This is a genomic window from Bradyrhizobium sp. Ai1a-2, from assembly GCF_000426245.1.
Taxonomy (GTDB): Bacteria; Pseudomonadota; Alphaproteobacteria; order Rhizobiales; family Xanthobacteraceae; genus Bradyrhizobium.
Genome location: NZ_AUEZ01000003.1, coordinates 97,724 through 122,742 on the forward strand (window position 1 = coordinate 97,724; position 25,019 = coordinate 122,742).

The 25,019-nt window shown below is 63.0% G+C and carries 21 protein-coding genes; 13 read left to right on the plus strand and 8 right to left on the minus strand.

What is annotated here, in order from left to right:
• Positions 1-65: 65 nt before the first annotated feature.
• The 3 genes from K288_RS0103385 to K288_RS0103395 all read left to right on the plus strand — a co-directional run bounded on the left by K288_RS0103385 (position 66) and on the right by K288_RS0103395 (position 2,832).
• On the plus strand, positions 66-482 hold the full coding sequence (locus K288_RS0103385; protein ID WP_027578304.1) for a cupin domain-containing protein: 417 nt from the start codon (positions 66-68) through the stop codon (positions 480-482).
• Between the two features lie 24 nt (positions 483-506).
• Positions 507-962: a carboxymuconolactone decarboxylase family protein gene (locus tag K288_RS0103390; RefSeq protein ID WP_027578305.1), complete on the plus strand. Its 456-nt coding sequence runs from the start codon at positions 507-509 to the stop codon at positions 960-962.
• A gap of 289 nt (positions 963-1,251) precedes the next feature.
• Positions 1,252-2,832 (plus strand): class I adenylate-forming enzyme family protein, encoded by a 1,581-nt coding sequence (locus K288_RS0103395; RefSeq protein WP_027578306.1) that lies wholly within the window; start codon positions 1,252-1,254, stop codon positions 2,830-2,832.
• 145 nt (positions 2,833-2,977) lie between these two features.
• Here the strand turns inward: K288_RS0103395 and K288_RS0103400 are convergent, their stop codons facing one another.
• A complete protein-coding gene (locus K288_RS0103400; RefSeq protein ID WP_027578307.1) occupies positions 2,978-4,669 on the minus strand; it encodes an arylsulfatase in 1,692 nt (563 codons plus the stop codon).
• 444 nt (positions 4,670-5,113) lie between these two features.
• Here K288_RS0103400 and K288_RS0103410 point away from each other — a divergent pair, with 444 nt between their 5' ends.
• Positions 5,114-5,413 carry a hypothetical protein gene (locus K288_RS0103410; RefSeq protein ID WP_027578308.1) on the plus strand — a complete coding sequence of 100 codons (300 nt, stop codon included), beginning with the start codon at positions 5,114-5,116 and terminating at the stop codon, positions 5,411-5,413.
• Between the two features lie 223 nt (positions 5,414-5,636).
• Positions 5,637-6,527: a cation diffusion facilitator family transporter gene (locus tag K288_RS0103415; protein WP_027578309.1), complete on the plus strand. Its 891-nt coding sequence runs from the start codon at positions 5,637-5,639 to the stop codon at positions 6,525-6,527.
• 189 nt (positions 6,528-6,716) lie between these two features.
• On the opposite strand, the gene K288_RS0103420 is transcribed toward K288_RS0103415, so the two are convergent.
• Positions 6,717-8,411, minus strand: coding sequence for a Na/Pi cotransporter family protein (locus K288_RS0103420; protein WP_027578310.1), 1,695 nt, complete (start codon positions 8,409-8,411; stop codon positions 6,717-6,719).
• Positions 8,412-8,693: 282 nt separating this feature from the next.
• Between K288_RS0103420 and K288_RS0103425 the strand changes: the two genes are divergently transcribed.
• Complete coding sequence (locus tag K288_RS0103425) at positions 8,694-8,939, plus strand: PilZ domain-containing protein (protein ID WP_027578311.1); 246 nt, start codon at positions 8,694-8,696, stop codon at positions 8,937-8,939.
• Between the two features lie 164 nt (positions 8,940-9,103).
• Entirely contained in the window at positions 9,104-9,928 is an 825-nt protein-coding gene (locus K288_RS44515; protein ID WP_051334328.1) for a tetratricopeptide repeat protein, read from the plus strand.
• 8 nt (positions 9,929-9,936) lie between these two features.
• Here the strand turns inward: K288_RS44515 and K288_RS0103435 are convergent, their stop codons facing one another.
• The 5 genes from K288_RS0103435 to metC all read right to left on the minus strand — a co-directional run bounded on the left by K288_RS0103435 (position 9,937) and on the right by metC (position 15,643).
• Positions 9,937-11,220, minus strand: a complete 1,284-nt coding sequence (locus K288_RS0103435; RefSeq protein WP_027578312.1) for an AAA family ATPase — start codon at positions 11,218-11,220, stop codon at positions 9,937-9,939.
• Complete coding sequence (locus K288_RS0103440; RefSeq protein WP_043159270.1) at positions 11,217-11,951, minus strand: CpaD family pilus assembly protein; 735 nt, start codon at positions 11,949-11,951, stop codon at positions 11,217-11,219. The genes K288_RS0103435 and K288_RS0103440 overlap by 4 nt, the downstream gene beginning before the upstream one ends.
• A 16-nt stretch (positions 11,952-11,967) precedes the next feature.
• The gene (locus K288_RS0103445) at positions 11,968-13,431 is read right to left on the minus strand and encodes a type II and III secretion system protein family protein (RefSeq protein WP_027578314.1); all 1,464 of its coding nucleotides are present in this window, start codon (positions 13,429-13,431) and stop codon (positions 11,968-11,970) included.
• Positions 13,432-13,445: 14 nt separating this feature from the next.
• Positions 13,446-14,243: a Flp pilus assembly protein CpaB gene (gene cpaB, locus K288_RS0103450; RefSeq protein ID WP_027578315.1), complete on the minus strand. Its 798-nt coding sequence runs from the start codon at positions 14,241-14,243 to the stop codon at positions 13,446-13,448.
• Between the two features lie 206 nt (positions 14,244-14,449).
• Positions 14,450-15,643: a cystathionine beta-lyase gene (gene metC / locus K288_RS0103455; RefSeq protein ID WP_027578316.1), complete on the minus strand. Its 1,194-nt coding sequence runs from the start codon at positions 15,641-15,643 to the stop codon at positions 14,450-14,452.
• Positions 15,644-15,952: 309 nt separating this feature from the next.
• On the opposite strand from metC, the gene K288_RS0103460 reads away from it, so the two are divergent.
• The 4 genes from K288_RS0103460 to K288_RS0103475 are packed head-to-tail and all read left to right on the plus strand — an operon-like array spanning position 15,953 to position 20,465.
• Positions 15,953-16,969, plus strand: a complete 1,017-nt coding sequence (locus K288_RS0103460) for an amino acid ABC transporter substrate-binding protein (RefSeq protein ID WP_027578317.1) — start codon at positions 15,953-15,955, stop codon at positions 16,967-16,969.
• Positions 16,970-16,987: 18 nt separating this feature from the next.
• Positions 16,988-18,190, plus strand: coding sequence for an ABC transporter permease subunit (locus K288_RS0103465; RefSeq protein ID WP_027578318.1), 1,203 nt, complete (start codon positions 16,988-16,990; stop codon positions 18,188-18,190).
• Entirely contained in the window at positions 18,190-19,713 is a 1,524-nt protein-coding gene (locus tag K288_RS0103470) for an amino acid ABC transporter permease (RefSeq protein WP_027578319.1), read from the plus strand. The genes K288_RS0103465 and K288_RS0103470 overlap by 1 nt, the downstream gene beginning before the upstream one ends.
• Positions 19,714-19,724: 11 nt before the next feature.
• Positions 19,725-20,465, plus strand: a complete 741-nt coding sequence (locus tag K288_RS0103475; RefSeq protein ID WP_027578320.1) for an amino acid ABC transporter ATP-binding protein — start codon at positions 19,725-19,727, stop codon at positions 20,463-20,465.
• 53 nt (positions 20,466-20,518) lie between these two features.
• Here K288_RS0103475 and K288_RS0103480 read toward each other — a convergent pair whose 3' ends face one another.
• Positions 20,519-21,553 (minus strand): cysteine synthase A, encoded by a 1,035-nt coding sequence (locus K288_RS0103480; RefSeq protein ID WP_027578321.1) that lies wholly within the window; start codon positions 21,551-21,553, stop codon positions 20,519-20,521.
• A 551-nt stretch (positions 21,554-22,104) separates the two neighbouring features.
• Here K288_RS0103480 and K288_RS0103485 point away from each other — a divergent pair.
• Together K288_RS0103485 and K288_RS0103490 are read left to right on the plus strand one after the other, a co-directional pair.
• Positions 22,105-23,517, plus strand: coding sequence for an efflux transporter outer membrane subunit (locus tag K288_RS0103485; protein WP_043159295.1), 1,413 nt, complete (start codon positions 22,105-22,107; stop codon positions 23,515-23,517).
• On the plus strand, positions 23,507-24,940 hold the full coding sequence (locus K288_RS0103490) for an efflux RND transporter periplasmic adaptor subunit (protein ID WP_027578323.1): 1,434 nt from the start codon (positions 23,507-23,509) through the stop codon (positions 24,938-24,940). The genes K288_RS0103485 and K288_RS0103490 overlap by 11 nt, the downstream gene beginning before the upstream one ends.
• Positions 24,941-25,019 lie beyond the last annotated feature (79 nt).

Below are 25,019 nucleotides of genomic sequence, written 5' to 3' on the forward strand. Positions count from 1 at the left end.
GCGTTCTTGGTGCTTTTATCCGACCCAAGAGGAGGACATTTAAATCAAGCGAAAGGAGAAGAACCATGAAGCTACGAACAATCATCGGCGCAGCATCCGCTGCTATTGCCATTGCATCTGCTTCGCCCGCTCCCGCCCATGATGTCGGCGACAAGGTCACGACCAACTTCGAGCAGGCGATACCCAACATTCCCGGCAAGTCGCTGATCGCTTTTATCGTCGACTATCCGCCGGGTGGGGCCTCGGCTGCGCATACCCACGCAAAATCGTCCTTCATCTACGCCTACGTCGTTTCCGGAAGCATCGAGTCGAAGGTGAACGATGGTACGACGCGGGTCTACAAGGCGGGCGAGAGTTGGTCCGAACCACCCGGCGCCAGCCATCCCATCAGCCGCAACGCGAGCACGACCGAGCCGGCCAAGCTGCTCGCGGTCTTCGTGGTCGATACCGACGACAAGGCACTGACCACACCGGTCAAATAAAATCTGAAGATCGGGAGACCAACAATGACCAAGCGTCTCGATTACAACCAGATCGCTCCGAACGGAGTAAAGGCTCTTGGCGGCGTCTATGGCTATATCATGCAGAGCGGCCTTCCGGCCGAGCTGGTTGATCTTGTTTACTTGCGGGTTTCGCAGATCAACAACTGTGCCTATTGCCTCGACATGCACACCCGCGACCTCATCAAGAAGGATGTGAAGATCGAGAAGCTCGCGCTGGTGCAGGCCTGGGCGGAAGCCGGCCATCTCTTCAGCGAGCGTGAGCGTGCCGCGCTTGCCTGGGCCGAAACGGTGACCCGCGTGTCAGAAACCGGCATACCGGATGCAGCGTTCCAGGCCGCGCGCGCAGTCTTCGAGGAAAAGGAGCTGGTCGATCTCACGATCGCGATCGGCTTGATGAATGTCTACAACCGATTGGCCATCGGCTTCCGCAACACGCCACGGGCAGTACTCGAAAGTTGAACGGGCCGACCGATTGCGTTGGAGCGGAGGGAGTCACGGAGCTCATAGCCGAGCCAAAGCAAAGCTCGGCTTTGCGCTGCCGGCGGCAAGGCTAACTCAATCGGTCCAGCAGGGGCTGGGGGCGATGCGCACAATGCGCGCGAAGTTGGCCGCCCCGACTTCCTGATGTCATATATGAGTGACACCACGCGCGTTCCTTACGGCTGCAATCCTCTTCCACCGGATTGAAATCGAGTGGTAACGGGACCTGATCAGTTCTGGAATCTCCTAACACCCCGAGGAGATTCCAATGACAGTCCTTCCGACCGAAGTGCTGATGCAGCGCGCAGAATCGCGGCCTGAAAGCACCGCTTTTGTCTTTCAAGAAGACGTGTGGACGTATCAGAGGTGCGCTCAAGAATCCGAGAGCGTCGCGCGAGGTCTAGCGGCGCATGGCGTCAAGGCCGGTGATCGTGTCGTGCTGCATATGACGAACCGGCCCGAAATGCTGATAGCCTATTATGCGTGTTTCAGGCTGGGTGCGGTCGCAGCGCCACTTCGCACCGCGTTCAGGTTTGCCGAGCTCGCGCCCATGCTGCAGCGGCTGCAGCCTGCGCTCTATATCGGCGAGTCCTCGCTCTACCCCAATGTCGCCGCCGTCGATGCCGCGATCCTTCCCCGCGAGAAGCGCGTCATCCTCGATGAAACCGATGCGCACGGTGTGCAATCGTGGGAGGCGCTGAAACAGTCTGGGCATGCGGATCTGCCGATTCCGGCCTCAAACGAGCCCGCAGTGCTGATCAACACCTCCGGCAGCACGGGCCAGCCGAAATTCGTAACGCATACGCAGGATACGCTTGCGGCAGGGACGCATCTCCTCAGCAAGCATTTCGGCTTTTCAGCGGATGACGTCATCGTTTCGCCATTGCAACTGGCACATGGCAGCGGCCTCTTTTGCTCGCTGAGCTTTGTCCGAAGTGGCGCGCCGTTCATCATGCTCCCGAGCGCCGACCCTGACCTGGTCCTCGACAATATCGAACGCTTTCGGGCGACCTGGCTTCTCGGTTTTCCAAACCAATATGCCGGAATGCTCGAGGCCCAGCAGGCGAAGCCGCGCGACGTGTCATCGCTCCGGGTTTGTCTGACCGGAGCTGACGCTTGTCCGGTCGATCTGCAGAAGCGGTTCACGGAAGTCTTGAAAGCGCCGCTTTATAACGTCTGGGGCGCCACCGAGGTCGCAGGCCAGCTGAGCTTCGGACTGCAACCCGGACCCGTGATCCGCCTCACTGAGGATGCGCAAATTCGGCTGGTGGACGAGGAAGGTACCGATGTTGCCCATGGTGAGATCGGCGAACTCCTGATCCGCGGCAAGAATGTTTTCGTCGGCTACTGGAATGATCCGACGGCGACTGCGCAGAACCTGAAGAACGGCTGGTATCACACCGGTGACCTGATGCGACGCGGGGAGGGCGATGAGCTCTGGTTCGTGTCGCGCAAGAAGGACATCATCATTCGTGGCGGAACCAATATCTCGCCCACCGAGGTGGAGGAGGCCTTGGTTGCCTGCCATCCGGCAGTGGTGGAGGCGGGAGCGGTCGGCAAGCCCGATCCGGTGCTCGGCCAGCGCGTGTTCGCCTTCATCAAGCTCGCGGCTGGTGCGAAGGAAGACGTTGTTTCCGAGATTCTTCAGAACGTCGCGGGACGCCTCGCACCATACAAGGTTCCGGAAGGTCTGCGGGTGATCGATGCGTTGCCGCGCAACGCGCTGAGCAAGGTCGACCGCAGGGCGTTGGAGAGAATGATCGGCGAAGTTGAGAGCGCTGGCCCGCGGCCCGATCCAGCGCCTTCGCGCGCAAGCGGCGAACGGCCCGCACGTCGCGTCGCAACGTGATAGCCGTGCAGAAAGACCAAGTGGATACGGCAATGGCTGGGCTCCCTTCCATTGCCGTATCTCGTTCCGCCTTAGAGCGTTTTCGAGCGAAGTGGATACCGGTTCGCGTGAAGAAAACGCTCTAGAGTCGAAACATCGGGGCCGACTACTGCCCTTGATGTGCCTTGATGGCTTGCTCAACCTCCCTTTTTACGGCTTCAAGGTTGAAGCTCGCCGGCGCCTGCATCGGAGGAAACTCGATGGCCGTTTGCGCCAACTTCGCGACCTCCTGTTGAACGATCACGAACCGCCAGAATTCGCGACCCATGAAATCGTTCATGTAGCCTCCGCCGGCGTTGTTCAGGCTTTCACCCCGCGTGATCGGCGTCCGCTCAAACGGGTCCTGGCGGATATTGATGATCGTGGGCATGTCGGTGGTGTCCTTCTCGCCTGGCCACCCGTATGGCTGCTGGAAGAACTGGAACTTGAAGTTATCGTGGCGAAGCGCACCGAGATGCGGACCGGCGAAATAGAAGATCTCATGGCGAGCGGTGGGGCCCTTGCCCGTCAGAAGATCCATCTGGTTGTAACCGTCGAGGTGGTTCTTGTAGGTGCGGCCTTGCAGCGCGACGCCCCTGAGAAGCTGGTCGGTAATGTTCGGATTTCCCGCTGCAGCGGTCAGTGTCGGGAACCAATCGAGCCCCGAGAAGATCCCGTTTTCTACTGAACCCGGCTTGACGCGGCCCGGCCAGCGGATGATGGCCGGTACGCGGAAGCCGCCTTCGTAGCTGGTCCCTTTGGTGGCCTTGAACGGGGTCATGCCGCCATCCGGCCAGGTGAACACCTCGGCGCCGTTATCCGTCGTGAAGATGACGATGGTGTTGTTGGTTTCGCCGATGTCGTCGATATGCTTGAGCAGGCTGCCGACGCTGTCGTCGAGCTGAGCCATGCCGGCCTCCTCGAGACCAAAGTTCGTCTCGTGGTTCTGCATCGCGCTGTACTTCTTCGACAGGAACGTCCAGACGTGCATGCGCGTCGTGTTGTGCCAGACAAAGAAGGGCTTGCCGTCCCGCTTGGCCTTGTCCATGAAATCACTGGAGGCTTTGACCAACACCTCGTCGAAGGTGGTCATGTCGTACTTTGCCTTCAGGAACGGCAGATCGTGCATATTCGGCACGTTCGACATATCGGGGAATGGCGGCAGGGGCCCTTCGTCGACGATCCTTTGTTTGCCGATCTTGCCCCAGCGCGGCATTTCGGTGGGATCATCGTTGTCGGTCGCGTAGCTGTGGATCAGGCTACGCGGGCCGTACTTGTTGTAGTAGTCCTGGTCGGCCGGGAACGAGTACCAGTACGGGTCGGACATCGCGTCGAGGTGATACAGGTATCCGAAGAATTCGTCGAAGCCGTGCACCGTCGGCAGATATTTGTTGAGATCGCCGAGGTGGTTCTTGCCGAACTGCCCGGTCGCGTAGCCGAGCGATTTGAGTACGGTCGCGAGTGTCACGGCTTGATCGGGGATACCGACATCGGCGCCAGCCTGACCGACGGTCGTCAATCCGGTACGGATCGGCAATTCGCCGGTGATAAAGTTGGCGCGGCCCGCCGTGCAACTCGCTTCGGCGTAGTAATCGGTGAACATCATGCCTTCAGACGCCAGCTTGTCGAGGTTTGGCGTCTTGCCCGACATCATTCCACGGTGATAGGCGCCGACGTTGAACCAGCCGACGTCGTCGCCCATGATGACGAGTATGTTGGGTGGCTTTTGCTGTTGCTGCGCGGTCGCTTGCGGGCACGTCACCATCACGGCAGCGAACAGCGCGAGCATCCCTGCCGAGAGACTCCTTACGACGTTCATGATCGGTTTCCTCCGAATTTGTTAGTCGATGACTTGCAACGCCAGACCCTCGGACCATCGTTCATCCGCGAAGGCCGTCGTGCGCCTTCTCTCACCTTTGCAGCTTACGGGAAGCGGCACCGGCGGCTATGCAATTCCGGCAGATTGCGCCAAGGGAGGGATCGATGCCGGAAGCGCTGGGCAAATCCGATCTATTCTTGATCGTTCACCGCGAGCGGTAGTCATCTGAACGTAATAATCCCGGGCACCAGCTTAGTGCGTCCATCAAACCGGCAGCAGAGCCCATGCGCCGAGATGGGACAGTGTTGTTGTCGCTGCGAACCCTGAACCAAGATCAAGTCGAAGAAGACAAACCTTCATCGAGCTTGCATTGAGATTTGCTCCCCAAACGCAGCTCGATACATGCCTCTTGGACATTTTTTTCATCACGATGGAGGTAGCCCCATGTCGATCGTGCAATTTACTCGTTTTAAAACCGACAAGACCGAGGAAATGATCCAGATTGCCCGGCAGGCGAAGAAGATCTTTGAAAAGCACGGTGCCGAATTTCTTCGGCTGTCCCGTTTCCACACTGGCTTGTGGGCAGGAGAGTGGCTGGTTACGACGCGCTACGCCAGTTGGGAAGTCTACGGCAAAGTGCAGGAGGCCGTGGCAAAGGACCCGGAGTTCGCGCAGCTTCAGGCTGAAGGAATGAAGATAGCCGAACTACAGGGCCGTAACATCGCTGTTGGCGTCGATCTCTAGTCCCAGCAAACAACGTTAAGCGCGGAGGCCGCCGGACTTAAGCCGGCGGCCTTTCGGCGCGCCGATCCGATCGGTATCGGGGCCCGATACCAGTCGAGGTTCCAAGATCCCCGAGCGCTTTCCGATTCCTGATTGCGAATAACTCGCGTTAGCAAACATCATCGTTGCCTGCAGTCGAGACAGACACTATTGCCCGACGCATAAAGATGAGTTTTGGGCAATCATGGATCGCGTCGACAAGCTTGCGCTCGGCAGCATCATCATTGGCTTGGTGGTGCTCGGGATAAAGTATCTGGCTTACGTCTTGACCGGCAGCGTGGCGCTGTACTCGGATGCGCTCGAAAGCATCATCAACGTAGCGACCGCCATCGTCGCATTCGTTGCAGTTCGCGTCAGCGCGGCTCCCCCAGATGCCAACCATCCCTACGGGCACTACAAGGCCGAATATCTCTCGGCCGTTCTGGAGGGCGTCCTGATCGGCGTTGCGGCCATTTCCATCCTCGTCGCCTCCTATCGCGGCTTCGTGTCACCTCGCCCTCTTGATGCGCCGGTGCAGGGATTGCTCGTCAACGCCGGCGCCAGCGTATTGAACGCGATATGGTGCTTCGTTCTGATGCATTATGGGCGCGCGTGGCGGTCCATGGCGTTGATGGCCGACGCCCGGCACCTCTGGACGGACGTCTTGACGTCGTCCGGCGTGCTTGTCGGCGTGGGGTTGGTGGCCTGGACCGGCTATCTTCGCCTGGATCCGATCGTCGCCGCGCTGGTGGCTCTAAATATCCTGTGGTCCGGATGGAATCTGGTGCGAGAGTCTGTCGGCGGACTGATGGACGAGGCCATTCCGGCGGAAACCCTGGCGAAAGTCAGGGACATCATCTCGAAGCACGCAACGGGCGCCCTGGAGGCTCATGACGTCCGAACCCGGGCGGCTGGACGAGCAACGTTCATCGATTTCCACCTGGTCGTGCCCGGAGCGATGACGGTGTCGGAGTCTCACGCGCTCTGCGACCGCATCGAAGCCGCGCTGCACCACGAAATTGCCGATGCAAAGATATCGATCCATGTCGAGCCCGAGGAGAAGGCAAAGCATTCAGGAAGTGTTCGCCTCGTCTGAGGAGCGGACATCTCGAGCTCTCCCCGTCGTCCCCCGGGCTTGCGCCGGGATCCATAACCACGCCTTTGTCGTTTGCTCCGCTGCAACCGCTTGCTCGCGCCACAACACCTCCCTGTTGTTATGGGTCCTGCTTTCGCAGGACGACGTCGGAGTGATAGTGAGCGGCGTAGGGCTTGACGCAGCGATCGACTATCGTGGCGTCGGTTGCGCCACAGTCCCGGGCAACGTGGCCACATCGTGTTCGGTGCTGCGGTCGGCGGCGAGTTCGCCGGCCGAGACGAGTGCGGTGTAGGCAACGGAGCAGATGTGCGAATGGATGCGGCGGAGGTCGCGCAGCACGTCGAGATGCAGCGACGTCGTCTCGATGGTTTCGGGACGGCCTTCACGCAGGCGTTCGAGATGCCGCTCGGTAGCGGCGAACTCGGCGTTGCGCAGCGCGGATTTTTCCGCAACCAGCTTGTGCGCCTCGTTGACGTCACCCGACATGAACACGCCGAACGCGATCCGGAGCGAGTCCAGCGTGCGCTTGTGGAAGGCCTGCAACTCCTCGGTGCCTTCAGGCGAGAACTGCAGGCGGCGCTTGATCTTCTTGGTGGCGAGCTCGCTCAGATTCTTGTCGATGATGTCGCCGATATGTTCGAGGTTGATCGCAAACGAGATGATCTCCATCGCGCGCTGGCCTTCGCGTTCGTCGAGACTGCCGCGGGTGAGTTTCGTGACATAGAGCTTGATCGCCTCGTCAAGGCTGTCGACGCTGTTATCCATCCGCGACACCTGGTCGACCAGCACGCGGTCATCCGTCATCATCGCCGCCATCACCTTGCGCAGCATCTCCTCGACGATGTCGCCCATGCGCAGCGCCTCGCGCGCCGCGTCGGCGAGCGCGAGCGACGGCGTCTCGAGCGCGCTCTCGTCGAGATGGCGCGGCTGGGCCGGATCGGCATCGCGGACGCGCCGGGGCAGCAGCATCTTGAGCAGCCGTGCCAGACTGTCGAGCACGCCGATGAAGAGGACCGCTGTCGCGACGTTGAAAGCGATGTGGAACAGCGCGGTCGCCTTGGCAAGATCGGGCTGGAAGGCATGCAGATGCGTGGCGATCGGGCCAAGGAACGGCGCGACCAGGAGGATGCCGACGACGCGATTGAAGAGATTGCCGAGCGGCAACCGGTAGCTCGCCGGATCGTCGCGTCGCGCGCCTTCGAACAGCGGATTGATCGCGCTGCCCAGATTGGCGCCGAGCACCAGCGCGAACGCCGCATAAGGCGTGATGAATTGCGAGTAGGCGAGGGACATCACCAGGAGCACGCTGGCGACGCTGGAATGCACGAGCCAGGTGACGACGGCGCCGATGAAGATGCAGAGCACGGGATCGCCGGTGATCGCATTCATGACGACGCGCACGCCGGGCGCATTCTCCGCCGGCGCCAGCGTGTCGAGCAGGATGTGCAGCGACAGCAGCATCAGCCCGAGCCCGATCGAGACGCGCCCGATATCCTTGATGCGCGAGCGCGGTCCGCTGCGGAAGGCGACGAGCCCGATGATGAAAAGGAGCGGGGCGATCGCGGCGATGTTGAACGACAGGACCTGCACGATCAGCGTAGTGCCGACATTGGCACCCAGCATGATCGCCAGCGCCGGAACCAGGCTGACGAGCCCGTCGGAAGCAAACGAACTTGTGATCAGGGCCGTGGCGGTCGAGCTCTGGAGCAGGGCGGTCAGGCCGAGGCCCGCGGCGAAAGCAGTGAATCGGTTCTTCAGCGCTTTTGCCAGCAGGATGCGCAGATCTGGCCCGAACGCGCGCAGAATCCCGCTGTGGACCATATGCAGGCCCCACAGCAGCAATGCCACGCCGCCCATCAGATCGAGGAGTACCATGCTTCCCATGCTCGTTAGCTTCCCGGGAGTCCGGACAAAGGGTCAGGCTATCGCCAAACGACGGCGGATCAACCGGTTTGTTCCCGAGAACAGAGGTAGGAATTCACCGGCGTTGTGGACGCTGTTCGCCCGACATTGCGTCATTTCGAGGAAAAAGCGCGCAGAGCGAGTAAACGGATGCTGAAGGGTTCAGTTCAACTGCGAGCAGTCCCGCTAGCTAGATTCCAACGATTTCTCGCTACAGCAGATGCAGAAGCGGGCTAATCAATGAACTTGGGGCCGGGGGTCGATATGTTCGTCAATCGACGTAAGAGCGAGCGTCGTCTGTGCAGGAGTCTCGCCAAGATCCAGTTCGGTACCGGCACCTTGCCGCGGGACTGCATGATCACGGACATCTCTGACGGCGGCGTCAAGGTGATCGCCGAATATCCGGAAATCCCCCCTGAATTTACCATCATACTGTCGAACGGCAGCCCGCGCCAATGCCGCCTCGCCTGGCGAATCGGCTGCGAGTTCGGCGCACAGTTCGTCGACTAGACTGCAAGTTGTGCCGCTGTCGGCGATGCGTGTCGTCGGTAGCAGCAGGGCGCGAAGATGGTTCGATATCGCTTCGAACATCCTAAGTCGCGCGCGTCCTTAACCCGGATTTAGGGTTAAGCTGCGAAGCATTCCGGGCAAGTCGCCGACCGTGGTCAGGATACATGTCCCAGAAGTTGCTTCACCGATCTCCCGCCGCAAGGCTTCTCGCCGGCGCGGCAGCATCGGCGGCCCTTGTGCTTGCGCTTAGCGGCTGCCAGACCTCCAGCCTTTCCGACATCACGGGATCGCTCGGCGACACGGCCGAGGCGAGCCGGCCAACCGCTGACCCGCGGCGCGAGCTCGAGACCTATCAAGAGCGCTTCAAGGCCAATCCGAAGGATGCCGCCGCAGCGTTACAATACGCCAAGGCGCTGCGCGCCACCGGGCAGCGCGCGCAGGCGGTCGCGATCCTCGAGCAGGCCTCGATGGGCCAGCCGAACAACAAGGCGCTGCTCGCCGGCTATGGGCGCGCGCTCACCGACAACGGTAATTTCCAGCAGGCCTTCGACGTGCTCGGCCGCGCCCACAGCCCGGACGATCCGGATTGGCGGATCCTGTCCGCGCAGGGAGCGGCTCTCGATCAGCTCGACCGTCATGACGAGGCGCGGCAATACTATGCGAGCGCGCTCAAGATTGCACCCGATGAGCCGTCGGTACTGTCCAATCTCGGGCTGTCCTACGTGCTGTCGAAGGAATTGCCGCTGGCCGAAGAAACGCTGCGGAGGGCGCGCAGCCGGGCGCCGAACGATCAGCGCATCAAGGCCAATTTGGCGCTCGCGATCGGGCTGCAAGGCCGCCTCGGCGAGGCGGAGAGCATCGTGAAGGCCGATTTGCCGCCGGAGGAAGCCGCAGCCAATGTCGCCGCATTGAAGCGTGTGCTGGCCCGCAAGGAGGGGCCGCAGCGCGGTGGGAATATTCCGGTGGCGGTGGCTGGCGGCTCCGATTGACGCGATGCCTAAGCTGATTTCGAGCGGGCGCCGACCGCGCGCAATGTCTTGATGATCGGCGACAACAGCGAATTGCGCTGCGGCCTTGTGTCGGCGCGGCCGGTCATCCGTTGCGCGATCTGCAGGAACGTCTTGGTGACACGATGGCTGGCGGCGATCTCCGCGATCATCTGGCCGTTGTTGGCGGCGGTGCCGAACAGCTTCGAATCGAAGGGAATCGTTGCGATCGGCTGGCTGTCGATGGTCTTGGCGAAGGCGCGCACCTCGATCTCCGGGCGCTTGGTCATGCCGACCTGGTTGAGGCAGTAGAGCGGGGGGCGGTCGTTGGGCCGCGCCGCCTTCAGCGTGTTCATCATGTTCTTGGTGTTGCGCATGTTGGCGAGATCTGGCTCGGCGACGATCAGGATGTCGTCGGCGCCGATCAGGGCGCGGCGCGTCCAGGCGGTCCATTGGTGGGGCACGTCGAGCACGAGGCAGGGCGTCGTCATGCGCAGCGTGTCGAAGATCGCATCGAACGCGTCGGCGCCGAAGTCATAGACCTGCTCCAGCGTCACCGGCGCGGCCAGCAGGCTGAGATGGTCGGTGCATTTGGCAAGCAGGCGCTCCATCAGCGCGCTGTCCGGACGCTCGGGCTGGAACACCGCGTTGGCGATGCCCTGCACCGGGTCCTGGTTGTAATCGAGGCTGGCCGTGCCGAATGCGAGGTCGAGATCGATCACGACCGAGTCAAGCCCGACGTCGCGCGCGATCGCCCAGGCGATGTTGTGCGCGACCGTGGACGCGCCGACGCCGCCCTTGGCGCCGCACACCGCGATCATCCTGCCGACAGTGATCGCCTCGGACGCCGAGAACAGGCCGCAGATCGAGCGCACCACGTCGAGCACCTCGACGGGGCCGACCACATAGTCGTTGACGCCGCGGCGCACCAGTTCGCGATACGGCGCCTTGTCGTCGGCCCTGCCGATCACGACGACGCGGGTGCCGGGATCGCAGACGGCTGCGAGTTCGTCGAGCCCGACGAGGAAATCGCTGCCGCTCTCTGTCTCGAGCACGATGACATTCGGGGTCGGCGCCGTATGATAGGCGTCGATCGCCGCAGCGATGCCGCCCATATGCACCGAGAGATGCGCCTTGGCGAGGCGTCGGTCCTCGCTCGCGGCCTTCACGGTGGTCGCGGTCGCCACCGTCGCGCAGAATGCCTGCACCGATACGCGCGGGGCAGGGGCGATATAGTCGTTCGCATGCGGCGCGGCGTCGGTCTCGTTATCAGGATGTTGGGCGCGGCTGATCATTTGCCTGTATCGCTGAGCTTGGCCTTGTCGGCTTCGGGATAGGTGGTGGTGGTCGAAACACCCTTCCGGTACTTCTCGAACGCCACGTCACGCCGCGGCGAATAGGCCGGCGTCTCGGCGCGGGGTTGTTCGAGGTCCGCGGGATTGTCGATCATCGCCGCCAGGTTGCGCTGGGTGGCGCAGCCCAGATTGTAGTACGGCTTGTTCTGGTTGTAGCCGTAGTCGTCGAGCGAGGGGCCGAGATCCTCCGGCCACAACCCGCAGGGACCAGCGACCGCGGTGATTTTCGGGTAGCTCAGGCGGATCGTCGCCAGCGTGCGCGGATCGTCGGGATGGTAATTGCGCAACGTGACGGCGCGCGCGGGAACGCCGCCGGCCGTGAGAAGCGAGCGGATTTCCTGATAGGTCGCGCCGGCCGCCCGCGCGTTCGGCGTGTCGACCGGCACCTCGGCGATGATCGCGCCGGTGCCTTCGCGGGTCCAGGTTCGCGCCAGTCCCATCACGTCGGCGCGCTGCGCGGCGGTCAGGCCGGGCCGGCCGTATCCGACAAAGACCACCATCGCGCGGTCGGCTTCGGTAATGGCAATCGGATGCCGCAGACGGTAGTCGTTGGGAACGGTCGCGGTCGTGAGGTCGTCGCCGCCGCTGCGGCAGGCCGCAAGCGCGACCGACAGGCCGACGAGGGCGCCCAGCCGGTACAATGTGCGATGGTGATGTGCGTTGCCCGTCATCGTCGCGCCCCCAAGGTCAGTCAATGATGAAGCCGAAATTGGCGGGATAGGCCCCGACCGGCTCGGCGCGGGCCGCCACGCCATAGATGCGGTTGATGCGGGCGAGCAGCGTGGATTGCGAATCTGCGGCTGGCGCGAACCCGTCATCGGGCCGCGACAGTTCCTTCTGGGCGACGGCGCGGACGACATAGGGCGTCACCATCACCATCAGCTCGGTCTCGTTGTTGACGAAGTCCTGGCTCCTGAAGAGCGCGCCGAGGATCGGCAATTGGTCGACGCCGGGCATGCCGTTGATGGCCTGCTTGGTTTTCTGCTGGATCAGGCCGGCCATCGCCATCGAGCCGCCGGAGGGAATTTCCAGCGTGGTCTCGGCGCGGCGGGTCGTGATCGAAGGAACGGTGAGCGACGTGCCGGCCTGGTTCAGCGTGATCGCGTTGTCGCTGGAGAGCTCCGACACCTCCGTCATCACGCGCAGGCTGATGCGGCCTTCGGTGAGGACGACCGGGGTGAAGTTGAGGGAGATGCCGAACTTCTTGTACTGGATCTGGGTCGTACAGACATGCGTGACCGGATCGCAGGAATAGCCGGCGGGGATCGGGAATTCGCCGCCGGCGATGAAGGTCGCGGACTCCCCTGAAATCGCGGTCAGGTTGGGCTCGGTCAGCGTCCGCGCCACGCCCGCGCTTTCCATCGCGCGCAAGGTGGCGGTGACGGTCGGGATGCCCTTGGCAACCGCGGCGACAGTGCCGCCATTGTCTGGCACCAGCGGACGGCCAAAGGCTGTGAACGGATTGGAGTTGTTGAAGTTCACGATCGCCGTGCCGTAGTTCATGTTGGCCGACAGATCGACGCCCATCTGCTTGACGATGTCGCGCCGCACTTCCGAAACATTGACCTTCAGCATCACCTGGTCGCGGCCGCGGACCGTGATGGAGTTGACGACCTTGTCGGCGCCACCCACCAGTCGTGCGGCGAGGTCGCCGGCCTGTTGGGCCTCGACCGGGGACGACACCGAGCCGGTCAGGATCACGCCGTCGCCGACGCCTTCGATCTGGACGCCCGGCAGCGTCTGCTTCAGTGCGGCGCGCACGCCGTTGAGGTCGCGCTTCACTGCGATGTCATAGGAAGCGACCTGCTGGCCGTCGGCATCGAAGAACACGACGTTGGTCTGCCCGACCGCCGCGCCGATGATGTAGGCACGCTGCGCCGAGCGAACGACGGCGTTGGCGATCTTGGGGTCGGCGACCAGGACGTCCTTCACGTCGCGCGGAAGGTCGACGATCACGGATTTGCCGACGCCGAGCGCCAGGAAGCGGGGCAAGAAGCGGGTCTTCGCCGGCGAACTGGCAACCGGTTGTACGCCCTCGGTGTCGGGATCGGCGGCGATGACCGGCGCGAGCGTCAGAGCGGCCACGGCCGAAAGCGACGCGATGCGGATCAGCGATGACCGCACCGCAAATTTGGTTCGACCGCATTTCATGGCAGGCGTCCTTCTCACTTCTGTGTCGTTGTCGAGCTTGGGACGCCGTAGCGAACCACGTTGATGCTCTGGCCCCGCTTCAGGGGCTGGTCTTGGGAGGCGTTGTCGGCGACGTTGACGTCGGCGATGCTGCGCAGCGCGAGCGACAGCACGCCGGATTGGCGTGACCGCGCCAGCGTCTCCGTCTGCTCAGGCTTCAGTTCAAGCGTGACGGTCTTGCCGAGCAGGGAATTGGCGCCGTCCTTTTCCTTCGGCGCCTGGTCGATGGCGAGCACGCGGATATTGTTCAGGATGATCTCCGAACGGACGAGATCGGCGCCGTTGTGGTCCGGGTTCTTTTCGCGCCTGGTAAGGATGACGTCGACGCGGTCGTTCGGCAGGATGAAGCCGCCGGCAGCGGTCTCTGCCGAGATTTCCGTCGAGACTGCGCGGCTGCCCGAGGGCAGGATGGCAGCCATGAAACCTGATCCGTCCGCCTTGACGAGCTTCTGCTCGCGGACCGGCTCGCCGGCGATGAGCGGCGTGCGCGCGATCGAGCCGATCACGTCCTTGATGGCATCTGGCCTGTCCTTGCGGCGGATGAAATTGTTGCTTGCGGTCGCGGCTGGCCAGGCCTGCCATTGCAGGTTCTCCTGCTTGACCATTTGGCCGAGGCCGATATCGGACTGCGCCACCAGAACTTCGACGGTCGGCAGTTGCTGCGCGACCGGCGCGGCCGGACCAGGCTTGGTCTCAGGCTGGCTGGCCAAATAGGCGGCGATGCCGCCAGCACCAAGCGCGATGGCCAGGACGACGATTTGTGCGGTCTTCATACGCTTGACTGCTTACGCTTACCCCAGACTGCCGACGCCGCAGGGCGATGGCAGCCCAACCCGGGCGCATGACTAAGGCAGCAAAGGTGTAAGGGAACTTGATGAGCGGGCTGATTTGCCTGACGAGGATTTGGAGTCCTTCGTCATGGTGAACGCGCGGTTTATCGGCCGCGCCGAAAGCCCGAAAAATACCGGTGGTTGTGTGCTTACATCGCCGCCTTGAGCGCAGCAAAGCCGCGATCGAGATCGGCCTTGAGGTCGTCGATGCTTTCGAGCCCGATATGTAGCCGCAGCGTCGGACCGCCCGGCGCCCATTTGGTGGCCGTGCGATAGTCGCCGCAGTCGAAGGGGATGACCAGGCTTTCGAAGCCGCCCCAGGAATAGCCCATGCCGAACAGCTTGACGGTGTCGAGCAGGGCGTCGACCGCTTTCTGTGGGGCCGGCTTCAGTACGATGCTGAACAGGCCGGACGCGCCGGTGAAATCGCGCTTCCAGATCGCATGGCCGGGATCGGTCTCGATTGCGGGGTGCAGCACCCGCGCCACCTCCGGACGCGTCTGCAGCCAGCGCGCCATCTCCAGTCCGGAACGGTAGTGCTGCGCCAGCCGAACCGACAGCGTGCGGACGCCGCGCAGCGCCAGATAGACGTCATCGGGCCCGGCGCATACGCCAAGCAGGCGGATGCCCTCGGCGAGCAGCGGCCACGCCTTGGCGTTGGCCGAAATTGTGCCGAACATGATGTCGGAGTGGCCGCCGATATATTTGGTCGCGGCCTGGATGCTGATGTCGACGCCTTGCCCGAGCGAGCGGTGATAGAGCGGGGTTGCCCAGGTGTTGTCGTCGATCACAAGCGCGCCGCGCACATGCGCGACGGCAGCGATCGCAGGAATGTCGGGCATCTCGAAGGATTGCGATCCCGGCGCTTCGGTGAGCACCGCGCGGGTGTTCGGCTTGAACAGCGCTTCGATGCCGGCGCCGATCAGCGGATCGAAATAGGTGGTCTCCACCCCGTAGCGCGCCAGTAGGCCGTTGCAGAAATTGCGCGAGGGGCGGTAGACGTTGTCGCAGACCAGCAGATGGTCGCCCGCCTTGAGCACCGATAATAGTGCCGTACTGATCGCCGCGAGGCCCGATGGCGTCAGCCCGACGCCGGCGCATTGCGGCCCCTCGAGCGCCATCAGCACGTCCTGCAGCGCCCGCGTCGTCGGCGTGCCGTGGCGGCCATACTGATACTCACCGCGATGGGCATGGAGGTCGTCCGCGGTCGGATAGAGCACGGTGGAACCGTGGACGACTGGCGGATTGACGAAGCCCTTCTGGGCCTCGGCGTCCCGGCCCGCGGTCACCAGGCGGGTCTCGGGCTGTTGTGGGTGGACCGGTCCGTCGTTGGAAAAGCTCATGCGCTCGCCGTCAAGACTTTTTGCCGCAGCAGCCGTGGCGCTTCGGAAGAAGCGGGCCCGGGCCGGGTTTTTAATAACAGGACAGGGAAGAGCTACGTCAACCCCTTGACCCGGCTCGCCAGTCACTATGTGATGCGCCCAACTTCAAGTCGCCGCACGTTGAGGGGCCTGCCGCGACCCAATGCTTGGCTGATTGGCACGCAAGATGCAGGCCAGATCGGCGATTCGCTGGGGATCATCGGTCCGTCCGTTAACGTTTGAGGCGACCGCAAGCAAACCTTCCCGGTCGACCCCTTGAAAGGCCCCGTCATGAAACGCGTATCGCTGGTTCTCACACTTGCCCTTGCCACCGGCTTGTCGGCACAGGGCGCTTCGGCGCAAACCCTCAAGACGATCAAGGACCGGGGCATGCTGTCCTGCGGGGTCAGCCAGGGCCTGCCGGGATTCTCGTCCCCGGACGACAAGGGGAACTGGACCGGGCTTGATGTGGACATCTGCCGCGCGATCGCGGCGGCGGTCTTCAACGACGGCACCAAGGTCAAGTTCGTGCCGCTGTCGGCGAAAGACCGCTTCACCGCGCTGCAGTCCGGCGAGATCGACGTGCTGTCGCGCAACACCACCTGGACGCTGTCGCGCGACACCTCGCTCGGCGCCAACTTCACCGGCGTGACCTATTATGACGGGCAGGGCTTCCTGGTGAAGAAGTCGCTGAAGGTCAATTCCGCGCTGGAGTTGAACAGCGCCTCGGTTTGCGTGCAGACCGGAACCACGACGGAGCAGAACCTCGCCGACTACTTCAAGGGCAACAACATGAAGTATGAGGTGATCGCGTTCGCCTCCGCCGACGAGACGGTGAAGGCCTATGAATCCGGCCGCTGCGACGTCTTCACCTCCGACGTTTCCCAGCTTTATGCCGAGCGCCTGAAGCTCGCCAATCCCGCCGACCACGTCGTGCTGCCCGAGGTGATCTCCAAGGAGCCGCTCGGCCCGATGGTCCGCCATGGCGACGACCAATGGTTCGACATCGTGAAATGGACGCTGTTTGCGATGGTCGATGCCGAGGAACTCGGCGTCACCCAGAAGAATGTCGACGAGATGGCGAAATCCGACAAGCCGGAGCTGAAGCGCGCCTTCGGCACCGACGGCAATCTCGGCGAGCAGCTCGGCCTGACCAAGGACTGGTTCTCACGGATCGTGAAGTCGGTCGGCAATTACGGCGAGGCGTTCGATCGCAATGTCGGCGCAGGCTCGAAGCTCGGCATCGCCCGTGGTCTCAACAATCTCTGGAATAAGGGCGGTATCCAGTACGCGCCGCCGATTCGCTGATCCGACAGGCGTGCGGCGATGGCCATCGAGCCCCGGAAACCACCGTCGCAGCTTGTAATCAAGCTGCAACGTACGCTCGGCGGCCGCGCAGGGTGGGGAGGCTTCGTCCTCCAGCTCCTGTTCGTCGCCGTGCTCGCCTGGATTGCCTATGAGATCGTAGCCAATGCCCGCGCCAACCTGCAGGCGCAGCGGATCACCGCAGGCTTTGGCTTCCTCCAGAACACCGCCGGCTTCGACGTCAGCCAGAACCTGATCCCGTATACGGGTTCGGACACCTATACCCGTGTCTTCTTCGTGGGCCTGCTGAATACGCTGCTGGTGTCGGTGATCGGCATCTTCTTCGCCACCGTGATCGGCTTCATCGTCGCGCTCGGGCGGCTGTCGCCGAATTGGCTATTGTCGCGGATTTCCGGCGGCTATGTCGAACTGGTGCGCAACCTGCCGGTGCTGTTCCAGATCCTGTTCTGGTATCTCGCGGTGCTCGCGGCATTGCCCAGTCCGCGGCAGAGCATCTCGGTGTTCGGGATGTTCTTCCTCAACAACCGCGGCCTGGTGGTTCCGAGACCGATCGGCGATCCCGGCTTCGAGCCGTTTGTCGTCGCAGTCTTGATTGCAATTGTGGCCGCGCTGGTGCTTTGGCGTTACGCGCGGCGGCAGCTCTATCAATACGGCAGGATGATCACGATCTGGCCCTACCTGCTCGGGCTCCTGATCGGCCTGCCGCTGGTGACGGCGCTGATCTTCGGTCCGCCGGTGAGCTTCGAGATGCCGGTGCTAAGGGGCTTCAATTTCGCCGGCGGCTCGCGCCTCATTCCGGAGTTCGTGGCGCTGACGGTTGCGCTGTCGACCTACACCGCCGCCTTCATCGCCGAGATCGTGCGCGCTGGCATCCTGTCCGTGCACAAGGGACAGATGGAGGCCGGCTCCTCGCTCGGGCTGCACCGCGGTGATGTGCTGCGGCTGATCGTGATCCCGCAGGCGATGCGCGTGATCCTGCCGCCGCTCACCAACCAGTATCTCAACCTCACCAAGAACTCCTCGCTCGCGGTCGCTATCGGCTATCCCGACCTCGTGTCGGTGTTCGCCGGAACGACGCTGAGCCAGACCGGCCAGGCGATCGAGATCATCGGAATCACCATGGGCGTCTATCTCCTGATCTCGCTGGTGACGAGCGCGATCATGAACTTCTACGGATGGCGGATCAGTCGGAGCATGGGCTGATGAGCGATATCGCCGCTTCAACTTTCGTCCGCGAGGAGCTGGTTCCGCAGCGGCCGGCGCCGGTGAAGACCACGGGTCTCGTGGGATTCCTGCGCACGCGGCTGCTCAATTCGCCGACCAACATCCTGATCACGATCGTCAGCGTGCTCCTGCTGTGGTTCGTGCTCGTTCCCACGGTCAGATTCCTGCTGGTTGACGCGGTCTGGACCGGCAAGGATCGCGCCGCATGCCTGGCCGAGAATGCCGGGCATCCGGTCGGCGCATGCTGGCCGTTCGTCCAGGCCAAGCTCAGCCAGTTCATCTATGGATTCTATCCGGAGCCGGAGCGCTGGCGGGTCAACCTGACCTTCTTCCTGGCGGCTGTGCTGCTGCTGCCGCTGCTGATTCCCCGGCTTCCGGCCAAGGGCATCAATGCCGGCCTGTTCTTCCTGGCCTTCCCGGTGGTGGCCTTCTTCCTGCTGCGTGGCGGCGGGCTCGATGGTTTTGCCGTGAGCTGGATCACGTCGCTGTTATCGGGGTTCAACGACAGCATCGGCGATGGCGGGCGCAAGCTCGCCGCAGCGGGCGAGGCCACCGCCGTGATCGGGCCGCTGCTCTGGGTGCTCGGAAAGCTGATCGTCCTGATCAGCACGGCGATCTCGTGGGTACTGTTGCCCCTGCAATGGCTGCGCGAGCAACTACAGAGCACCGGTCAGCCGGTCTGGATCGATTTTGCAATCACCGCCGTGGTCGTCTCGCTGCTGCTGTTCTTCCTCGGCGGCGGCTTCCGCACCGGCTGGCGGCCGCTGGTCGTCAGTCTCGCGACCTTTGCCGGCATTGGCCTGGTGATATCGGTCATGAAGCTTGACCGCGGCGGCTTCCCCTTGGTCGACACCCGGCTATGGGGCGGCTTGCTGGTGACCCTGGTCGTCTCGGTGACAGGCATCGTCACTTCGATGCCGGTCGGCATTGCGTTGGCGCTCGGCCGGCGCTCGACCATACCTCTGATCCGCATCTTCTCGATCGCCTTCATCGAGTTCTGGCGCGGTGTGCCGCTGATCACGGTGCTGTTCTTTGCGACCTACATGCTGCCGCTGTTCGTGCCGGCCGGTTTCACCATCGATGGTCTGGTGCGCGCGCTGATCGGCATCGCGCTGTTCGCCGGCGCCTATCAGGCCGAGGTCATCAGGGGCGGCTTGCAGGCGATCCCGCGCGGGCAGGGGGAGGCGGCGAGTGCGCTCGGCCTGTCCTGGTGGAAGATGACAGCACTGATCATCCTGCCGCAGGCGCTGCGCCACGTCATTCCTGGCCTTGTCAACAGCTTCATCGCGCTGTTCAAGGACACCTCGCTGGTGTCGATCGTCGCGCTGTTCGACCTGCTCGGCCAGTTGCGGGCCTCCTTCAGCGATCCCACCTGGGCGACGCCGACCACGGCTTTCACTGGCTTTGCCTTTACCGGGCTGATCTATTTCGTCTTCTGTTTCGGCATGTCGCGCTATTCTCTGTTCGTCGAGAACAGGCTGAACGCGCACCGGCGCAACTGAGTGCATACGCCATGAGTTCGAATCCGATCGTCAGCATCAAAGCCCTCAACAAGTGGTACGGCGAGTTCCACGTGCTGCGCGACATCAATCTCGAGGTCGGCCGGGGCGAGCGCATCGTGATCTGCGGCCCTTCGGGCTCCGGCAAGTCGACGCTGATCCGCTGCATCAACGCGCTGGAGGAGTTTCAGGAAGGCGAGATCATCGTCGACGGCATCGAGCTTGGTCCGAACCTGCGGCGCGTCGACGAGGTCCGGCGCGAGGTCGGCATGGTGTTCCAGAGCTTCAATCTGTTCCCGCATCTGACCGTGCTCGAAAATTGCACGCTGGCGCCGATCTGGGTGCGAAACATCCCGAAGAAGGATGCCGAAGCCGCCGCGATGAAGTTCCTGGAGCGGGTGAAAATCCCGCATCAGGCGAGCAAATATCCGGGCCAGATGTCCGGTGGCCAGCAGCAACGCGTCGCGATCGCACGCGCGCTCACCATGAATCCCAAGGTCATGCTGTTCGACGAGCCGACCTCGGCGCTCGATCCGGAAATGGTGAAGGAGGTCCTGGACACCATGGTCGACCTCGCCAAGGAGGGCATGACCATGGCGGTCGTCACCCATGAAATGGGCTTTGCCCGCGAGGTCGCCGACCGTGTCATCTTCATGGACGCCGGCCAGATCATCGAGTCGAACACGCCGAAGGAATTCTTCGCCCACCCGCAGCACGCGCGGACGAAGCTGTTCCTCAGTCAGATCTTGAGATGAGCGAATGGCGAGTAGCGAATAGGGCATTCCATTCGCTATTCGCCATTCGCGTCCTAAACAAACGGCAAGTCGATCTTGGTGCGCTTCTCCAGCCACGCCGGCACCGGCAGGTTCTTCGAGCGCATGAAATCCGGATTGAACAGCTTGGACTGATAGCGGTTGCCGGAGTCGGCGAGGATCGTCACGATCGTCTTGCCGGGGCCGAGCTGCTTTGCCAGGTGGATCGCGCCGGCGATGTTGATGCCGGTCGAGCCGCCGAGGCAGAGGCCCTCGTGCTCCAGGAGTTCGTAGATCACGGTGACCGCTTCCTCGTCCGAAATCAGGAAGGCGTCGTCGACCTTGGCGGTCTCGATGATGGACGTGACGCGGCCAAGGCCGATGCCCTCGGTGATCGAATTGCCCGGCGTCGACTTGGCCTCGCCATGCTTGAACAGTTCGTACATCGCAAAGCCCTGCGGATCGGCGCAGGCGACGACGATACCGTTGTTCTTTTCCTTCAGGTAGCGGCTGATGCCGGCGAGCGTGCCGCCGGTGCCGACCGAGCAGATGAAGCCGTCGACCTTGCCGCCGGTCTGCTGCCAGATCTCCGGTCCGGTCGACTCATAGTGCGCCTTGGCGTTATCGAGGTTGTTCCACTGGTCGGCGAACAACACGCCGTTCGGTTCAGTCTTGCGGAGTTGGTCGGCGAGCCGCCTTCCGACATGTTGATAGTTGTTCGGATTGGCATAGGGCAATACCGGCACCTCGACCAGTTCGGCACCGCACAGCCGCAGCATGTCCTTCTTTTCCTGGCTCTGGGTATCCGGAATCACGATCAGGGTCCGATAGCCACGGGCGCTGGCGACCACCGCAAGCCCGATGCCGGTATTGCCGGCGGTCGATTCCACCACCAGCCCGCCCGGTTTGAGCGCGCCGCGTTTCTCCGCCTCCAGGATCATCCATTTGCCAGCGCGGTCCTTGACCGACTGGCCGGGATTCATGAACTCGGCCTTGCCCAGGATGGTGCATCCGGTCAGCTCGGAGGCGCGCTTCAACTTGATCAGCGGCGTATTGCCGATGGCTTCGACGACGTCGTTGTTGATGGTCATGTCGGGGGTATTCTTTGCCGGTTATTTCGCTCCCGGCCGACCCTAGTGCGGGGGCGGCAAAAGGGAAAGGCCCTTGCGCCGCGGTGCGAGCGGGCCCGAATCGAAAGCCTGGCCTGCGGTAATCTGCCTCGCGACTCGCGGCCCGCGAAATGGAGCGTCGGCGCATTGGGGATTTGTGGCAACAGGGGCTCGGAAATCCCCATGAAATCTTTGTAAGATTCGGGCGGCTTCCGGTGCTGACGGAATTGAAGTAAAGGCCGTAAAATAAGCATAACTTGGCGTTCCGACGGTTCCCTGCTTGCGTTGGCCACAGTCTCCCACCGGGTCGGTGGGACTGTCCGCTTGCCATGCAGCCGGAGTAGTATCGGGGGTCGGTTCCATTGGATGCATCAGTCCGTGCAGGTTCTACAGACCATCCCCCAGCGCGTTGCGAACTCATCGCGACTTGATTCGGCGCGCGGAGGAGGACGGAGGTGACCCAGCGCATCCGGCGGGCTGTTGTCGGCGAACGGCTGCGCGCGCCTGCGCCCGGCCTGCGGGGTGCCTTGCGCATGCTTGCGGGTTTTGTGGTCGCCGCGAGTTCGGCCGGCTGCATCCTGACCACGGACCTTCCCGACCCCGGGCTCGATATTCCCGGCGGCTACAAGGCGGCACGGCAGGCAAAGGCCTCCGACGCGACGCCGACGCTCGACTGGTGGCGCGGCTTTCGCTCGACGGAGCTGACGACGCTGATGGAAGAAGCCCAGCGGGTCAATCTGGACATTGCGGCGGCAGTGGCGCGTTTCCAGCAAGCGGACGCGCAGGCGCGCATCACCGGTGCGGCTTTGCTGCCGACGCTCGCCGGCACTGGATCCGAGACTTATTCACGTACCTCCGGCTCGAGCGCGAGCGGCTTGAGCATCGGTGGGCGCGAAGTGGTCAACTACAATGCCTCGCTTGCGGCGAGCTATCAGCTCGATTTCTGGGGCCAGAACCGCGATGCCGCGCAGGCGGCGGAAGAGACTGCGGTCGCCAGCCGCTTTGATCGCGAGGTGGTGGCGCTGACCACGCTGGCCGCCGTCGCCAATGCCTATTTCCAGGTGCTGACGTCGCAGGATCGGATTCGCACCGCCCAGCGCAACATTGCCAGCGCCGAGCGTGTCCTCAACGCGATCAAGGATCGCTTCAATGCCGGTACCAGCACCGATCTCGACGTCGCGCAGCAGGAGAGCCTGGTGGCCAACCAGCGCGCGCTGGTGCCGCCGCTCCGGCAGACCCTCGACCAGAATATCAATGCGCTGGCGACTCTGGTGTCGCGGCCGCCCGAGAGCGTGCGCATCACCGGCGGCTCGCTCAACAACATTGCCATTCCCCGGGTAACGCCGGGCCTGCCGTCGGAAGTGCTGACGCAGCGTCCCGACATCAGGCGACAGGAGGCGCAGCTCGCCGCTGCCACAGCCAATGTCGGCAGCGCCCGCGCGCAGTTCTTTCCGAGCATCCAGTTGACCGGGCAGGGCGGCTACCAGAGTTCGGCGCTATCGGCGCTGTTCCAGCCGCACGCGGCGTTCTTCAGCCTGGTCGGCAGCGCGACGCAGCCGATCTTCGACGGCGGGCGGATCCTCGGCAATTTCGAGTTAACAAAGGCACAGCAGGATGAACTGCTGCAAACCTATCGCAAGACGGTGGTGCAATCCTTCGCCGACGTCGACAACGCGCTGGTGGCGATACGCCAGACCACGATCAGGCTGAGGCTGCAACGTGACGTCGTGTCGTCATCACAGCGGGCATTCCAATTGGCGGAGCAGCAGTTGCGGGCCGGAACTGCTGACATCGTAACTGTGCTACAAACTCAACAGACTCTATTCCAGGCCGAAGACGCGCTGTGGCAGGCGCAACTGGCCCGGCTGCAGGCGATCATCAGCCTGTATCAGGCGCTGGGTGGCGGCTGGGAGCCAAAGGTGGAGAGACCGGTCAATGCTCTTTAAGCCGGAAGCAAAGGACAACGCGAAGGCTGCGGAGGTGAAGAAGCCGGGCTTGTTGTCGCGCCTGCTCAAGCGGATGGTGTCGCTCGCCATTGCCGTCGTGATCCTCGGCGGCCTTGGCTATATCGGCTGGCTGGCCTTGCAGCAGAAGGGCGGCGGCCACAACGCCAACGCCCGGCCGGACCTGCCGGTGCCGGTGCTGGCGGCGATGCCGCGCGTGCAGGACATGCCGGTCTATCTTGACGGCGTCGGCTCGGTGCGCGCGCTGAATACCGTTACCGTTCGCTCGCAGGTCGACGGCAAACTGATCAAGGTGAACTTTGTCGAGGGACAGGACGTCAAGAAGGACGACGTGCTCGCCGAAATCGATCCCGCGATCTATCAGGCGCAGTACGATCAGGCCGTCGCCAAGAAGGCGCAGGATGAGGCGCTGCTCGCCAACCAGCGGATCGACCTCGCCCGCTACCAGCAGCTCGCCCAGACCAACGCCGGTTCGAAGCAGCAATACGACACCCAGAAGGCGGTTATTGCGCAGCAGGAAGCGCTGGTGAAGGCCGATCAGGCCGCGATCGACAATGCGGCGGCGACGCTGGGCTACACCAAGGTCGTCGCGCCGATCGCGGGTCGCGCGGGCCTGCGCCAGGTCGACCAGGGCAACATCATCCACGCCTCCGACACCACCGGCCTCGTCGTTCTCACCCAGTTGCAGCCGATCGCGGTGTGGTTCAGCCTGCCGCAGCAGCAGATCGTGCGGGTGAACGCCGCGGCCTCCCAGGGCACGCTTGCGGTCGACGTGTTCGGCAATGACGGCGTGACCGTGATCGATACCGGCAAACTGACCGGGATCGACAACCAGGTCGATCCGACCACTGGCACGCTGAAGCTGAAAGCGGAATTTCCCAACGGTATTTTCCAGCTCTGGCCCGGCCAATTCGTCAATGTGCGGCTGAAGGTCGAGACGCTGCCGAAGGCGATCGTGGTGCCGACCTCGGCCGTGCAGCGCGGGCCTGCCGGAACATTCAGCTATGTCATCGGCGAGGACAATGTCGTCAGCGCGAGGCCGGTAACCGTCGTCCAGCAGAACGAGCATGACGCCGTCATCGGCAAGGGGATCGCGGTTTCCGACCGCGTCGTCACGACGGGATTTGCCAATCTCGCCGATGGATCGAAGGTCATCATCGGCAAGGACGACGCCGCGCCGACCGCCGATCTTGCGCCGCGCAAGCGCAGCCGCAGCCCGGATGCGAAGAACGGCCAAACCAAGGACGGCCAATCCAAGGACGGTCAGGCCAAAGATGGCCAGGCGAAGGATGGCGAGCATCGTTCGCGGCGCGAGCGCACGCAAAGCGAGGGTGATCAGAAGGGCTCGAGCGGGGCGGCAACGGGGGGTGAAACATCAGGCGGCGCAGCGAAGTCGCAGCCATGACCAAACGATCCGCCTAGAGCATGATCCGGAAAAAGTGGAAACCGGTTTTCCGAAAAGATCATGCTCAAAGTAATGTCTG

What these genes read in the sequence shown, in the direction of transcription:
- K288_RS0103385 (WP_027578304.1), top strand. Translation starts at nt 66, where the DNA reads ATGAAGCTACGAACAATCATCGGCGCAGCATCCGCTGCTATTGCCATT.
- K288_RS0103390 (WP_027578305.1), top strand. Translation starts at nt 507, where the DNA reads ATGACCAAGCGTCTCGATTACAACCAGATCGCTCCGAACGGAGTAAAG.
- K288_RS0103395 (WP_027578306.1), top strand. Translation starts at nt 1,252, where the DNA reads ATGACAGTCCTTCCGACCGAAGTGCTGATGCAGCGCGCAGAATCGCGG.
- K288_RS0103400 (WP_027578307.1), bottom strand. Translation starts at nt 4,669, where the DNA reads ATGAACGTCGTAAGGAGTCTCTCGGCAGGGATGCTCGCGCTGTTCGCT.
- K288_RS0103410 (WP_027578308.1), top strand. Translation starts at nt 5,114, where the DNA reads ATGTCGATCGTGCAATTTACTCGTTTTAAAACCGACAAGACCGAGGAA.
- K288_RS0103415 (WP_027578309.1), top strand. Translation starts at nt 5,637, where the DNA reads ATGGATCGCGTCGACAAGCTTGCGCTCGGCAGCATCATCATTGGCTTG.
- K288_RS0103420 (WP_027578310.1), bottom strand. Translation starts at nt 8,411, where the DNA reads ATGGGAAGCATGGTACTCCTCGATCTGATGGGCGGCGTGGCATTGCTG.
- K288_RS0103425 (WP_027578311.1), top strand. Translation starts at nt 8,694, where the DNA reads ATGTTCGTCAATCGACGTAAGAGCGAGCGTCGTCTGTGCAGGAGTCTC.
- K288_RS44515 (WP_051334328.1), top strand. Translation starts at nt 9,104, where the DNA reads ATGTCCCAGAAGTTGCTTCACCGATCTCCCGCCGCAAGGCTTCTCGCC.
- K288_RS0103435 (WP_027578312.1), bottom strand. Translation starts at nt 11,220, where the DNA reads ATGATCAGCCGCGCCCAACATCCTGATAACGAGACCGACGCCGCGCCG.
- K288_RS0103440 (WP_043159270.1), bottom strand. Translation starts at nt 11,951, where the DNA reads ATGACGGGCAACGCACATCACCATCGCACATTGTACCGGCTGGGCGCC.
- K288_RS0103445 (WP_027578314.1), bottom strand. Translation starts at nt 13,431, where the DNA reads ATGAAATGCGGTCGAACCAAATTTGCGGTGCGGTCATCGCTGATCCGC.
- cpaB (WP_027578315.1), bottom strand. Translation starts at nt 14,243, where the DNA reads ATGAAGACCGCACAAATCGTCGTCCTGGCCATCGCGCTTGGTGCTGGC.
- metC (WP_027578316.1), bottom strand. Translation starts at nt 15,643, where the DNA reads ATGAGCTTTTCCAACGACGGACCGGTCCACCCACAACAGCCCGAGACC.
- K288_RS0103460 (WP_027578317.1), top strand. Translation starts at nt 15,953, where the DNA reads ATGAAACGCGTATCGCTGGTTCTCACACTTGCCCTTGCCACCGGCTTG.
- K288_RS0103465 (WP_027578318.1), top strand. Translation starts at nt 16,988, where the DNA reads ATGGCCATCGAGCCCCGGAAACCACCGTCGCAGCTTGTAATCAAGCTG.
- K288_RS0103470 (WP_027578319.1), top strand. Translation starts at nt 18,190, where the DNA reads ATGAGCGATATCGCCGCTTCAACTTTCGTCCGCGAGGAGCTGGTTCCG.
- K288_RS0103475 (WP_027578320.1), top strand. Translation starts at nt 19,725, where the DNA reads ATGAGTTCGAATCCGATCGTCAGCATCAAAGCCCTCAACAAGTGGTAC.
- K288_RS0103480 (WP_027578321.1), bottom strand. Translation starts at nt 21,553, where the DNA reads ATGACCATCAACAACGACGTCGTCGAAGCCATCGGCAATACGCCGCTG.
- K288_RS0103485 (WP_043159295.1), top strand. Translation starts at nt 22,105, where the DNA reads ATGCTTGCGGGTTTTGTGGTCGCCGCGAGTTCGGCCGGCTGCATCCTG.
- K288_RS0103490 (WP_027578323.1), top strand. Translation starts at nt 23,507, where the DNA reads ATGCTCTTTAAGCCGGAAGCAAAGGACAACGCGAAGGCTGCGGAGGTG.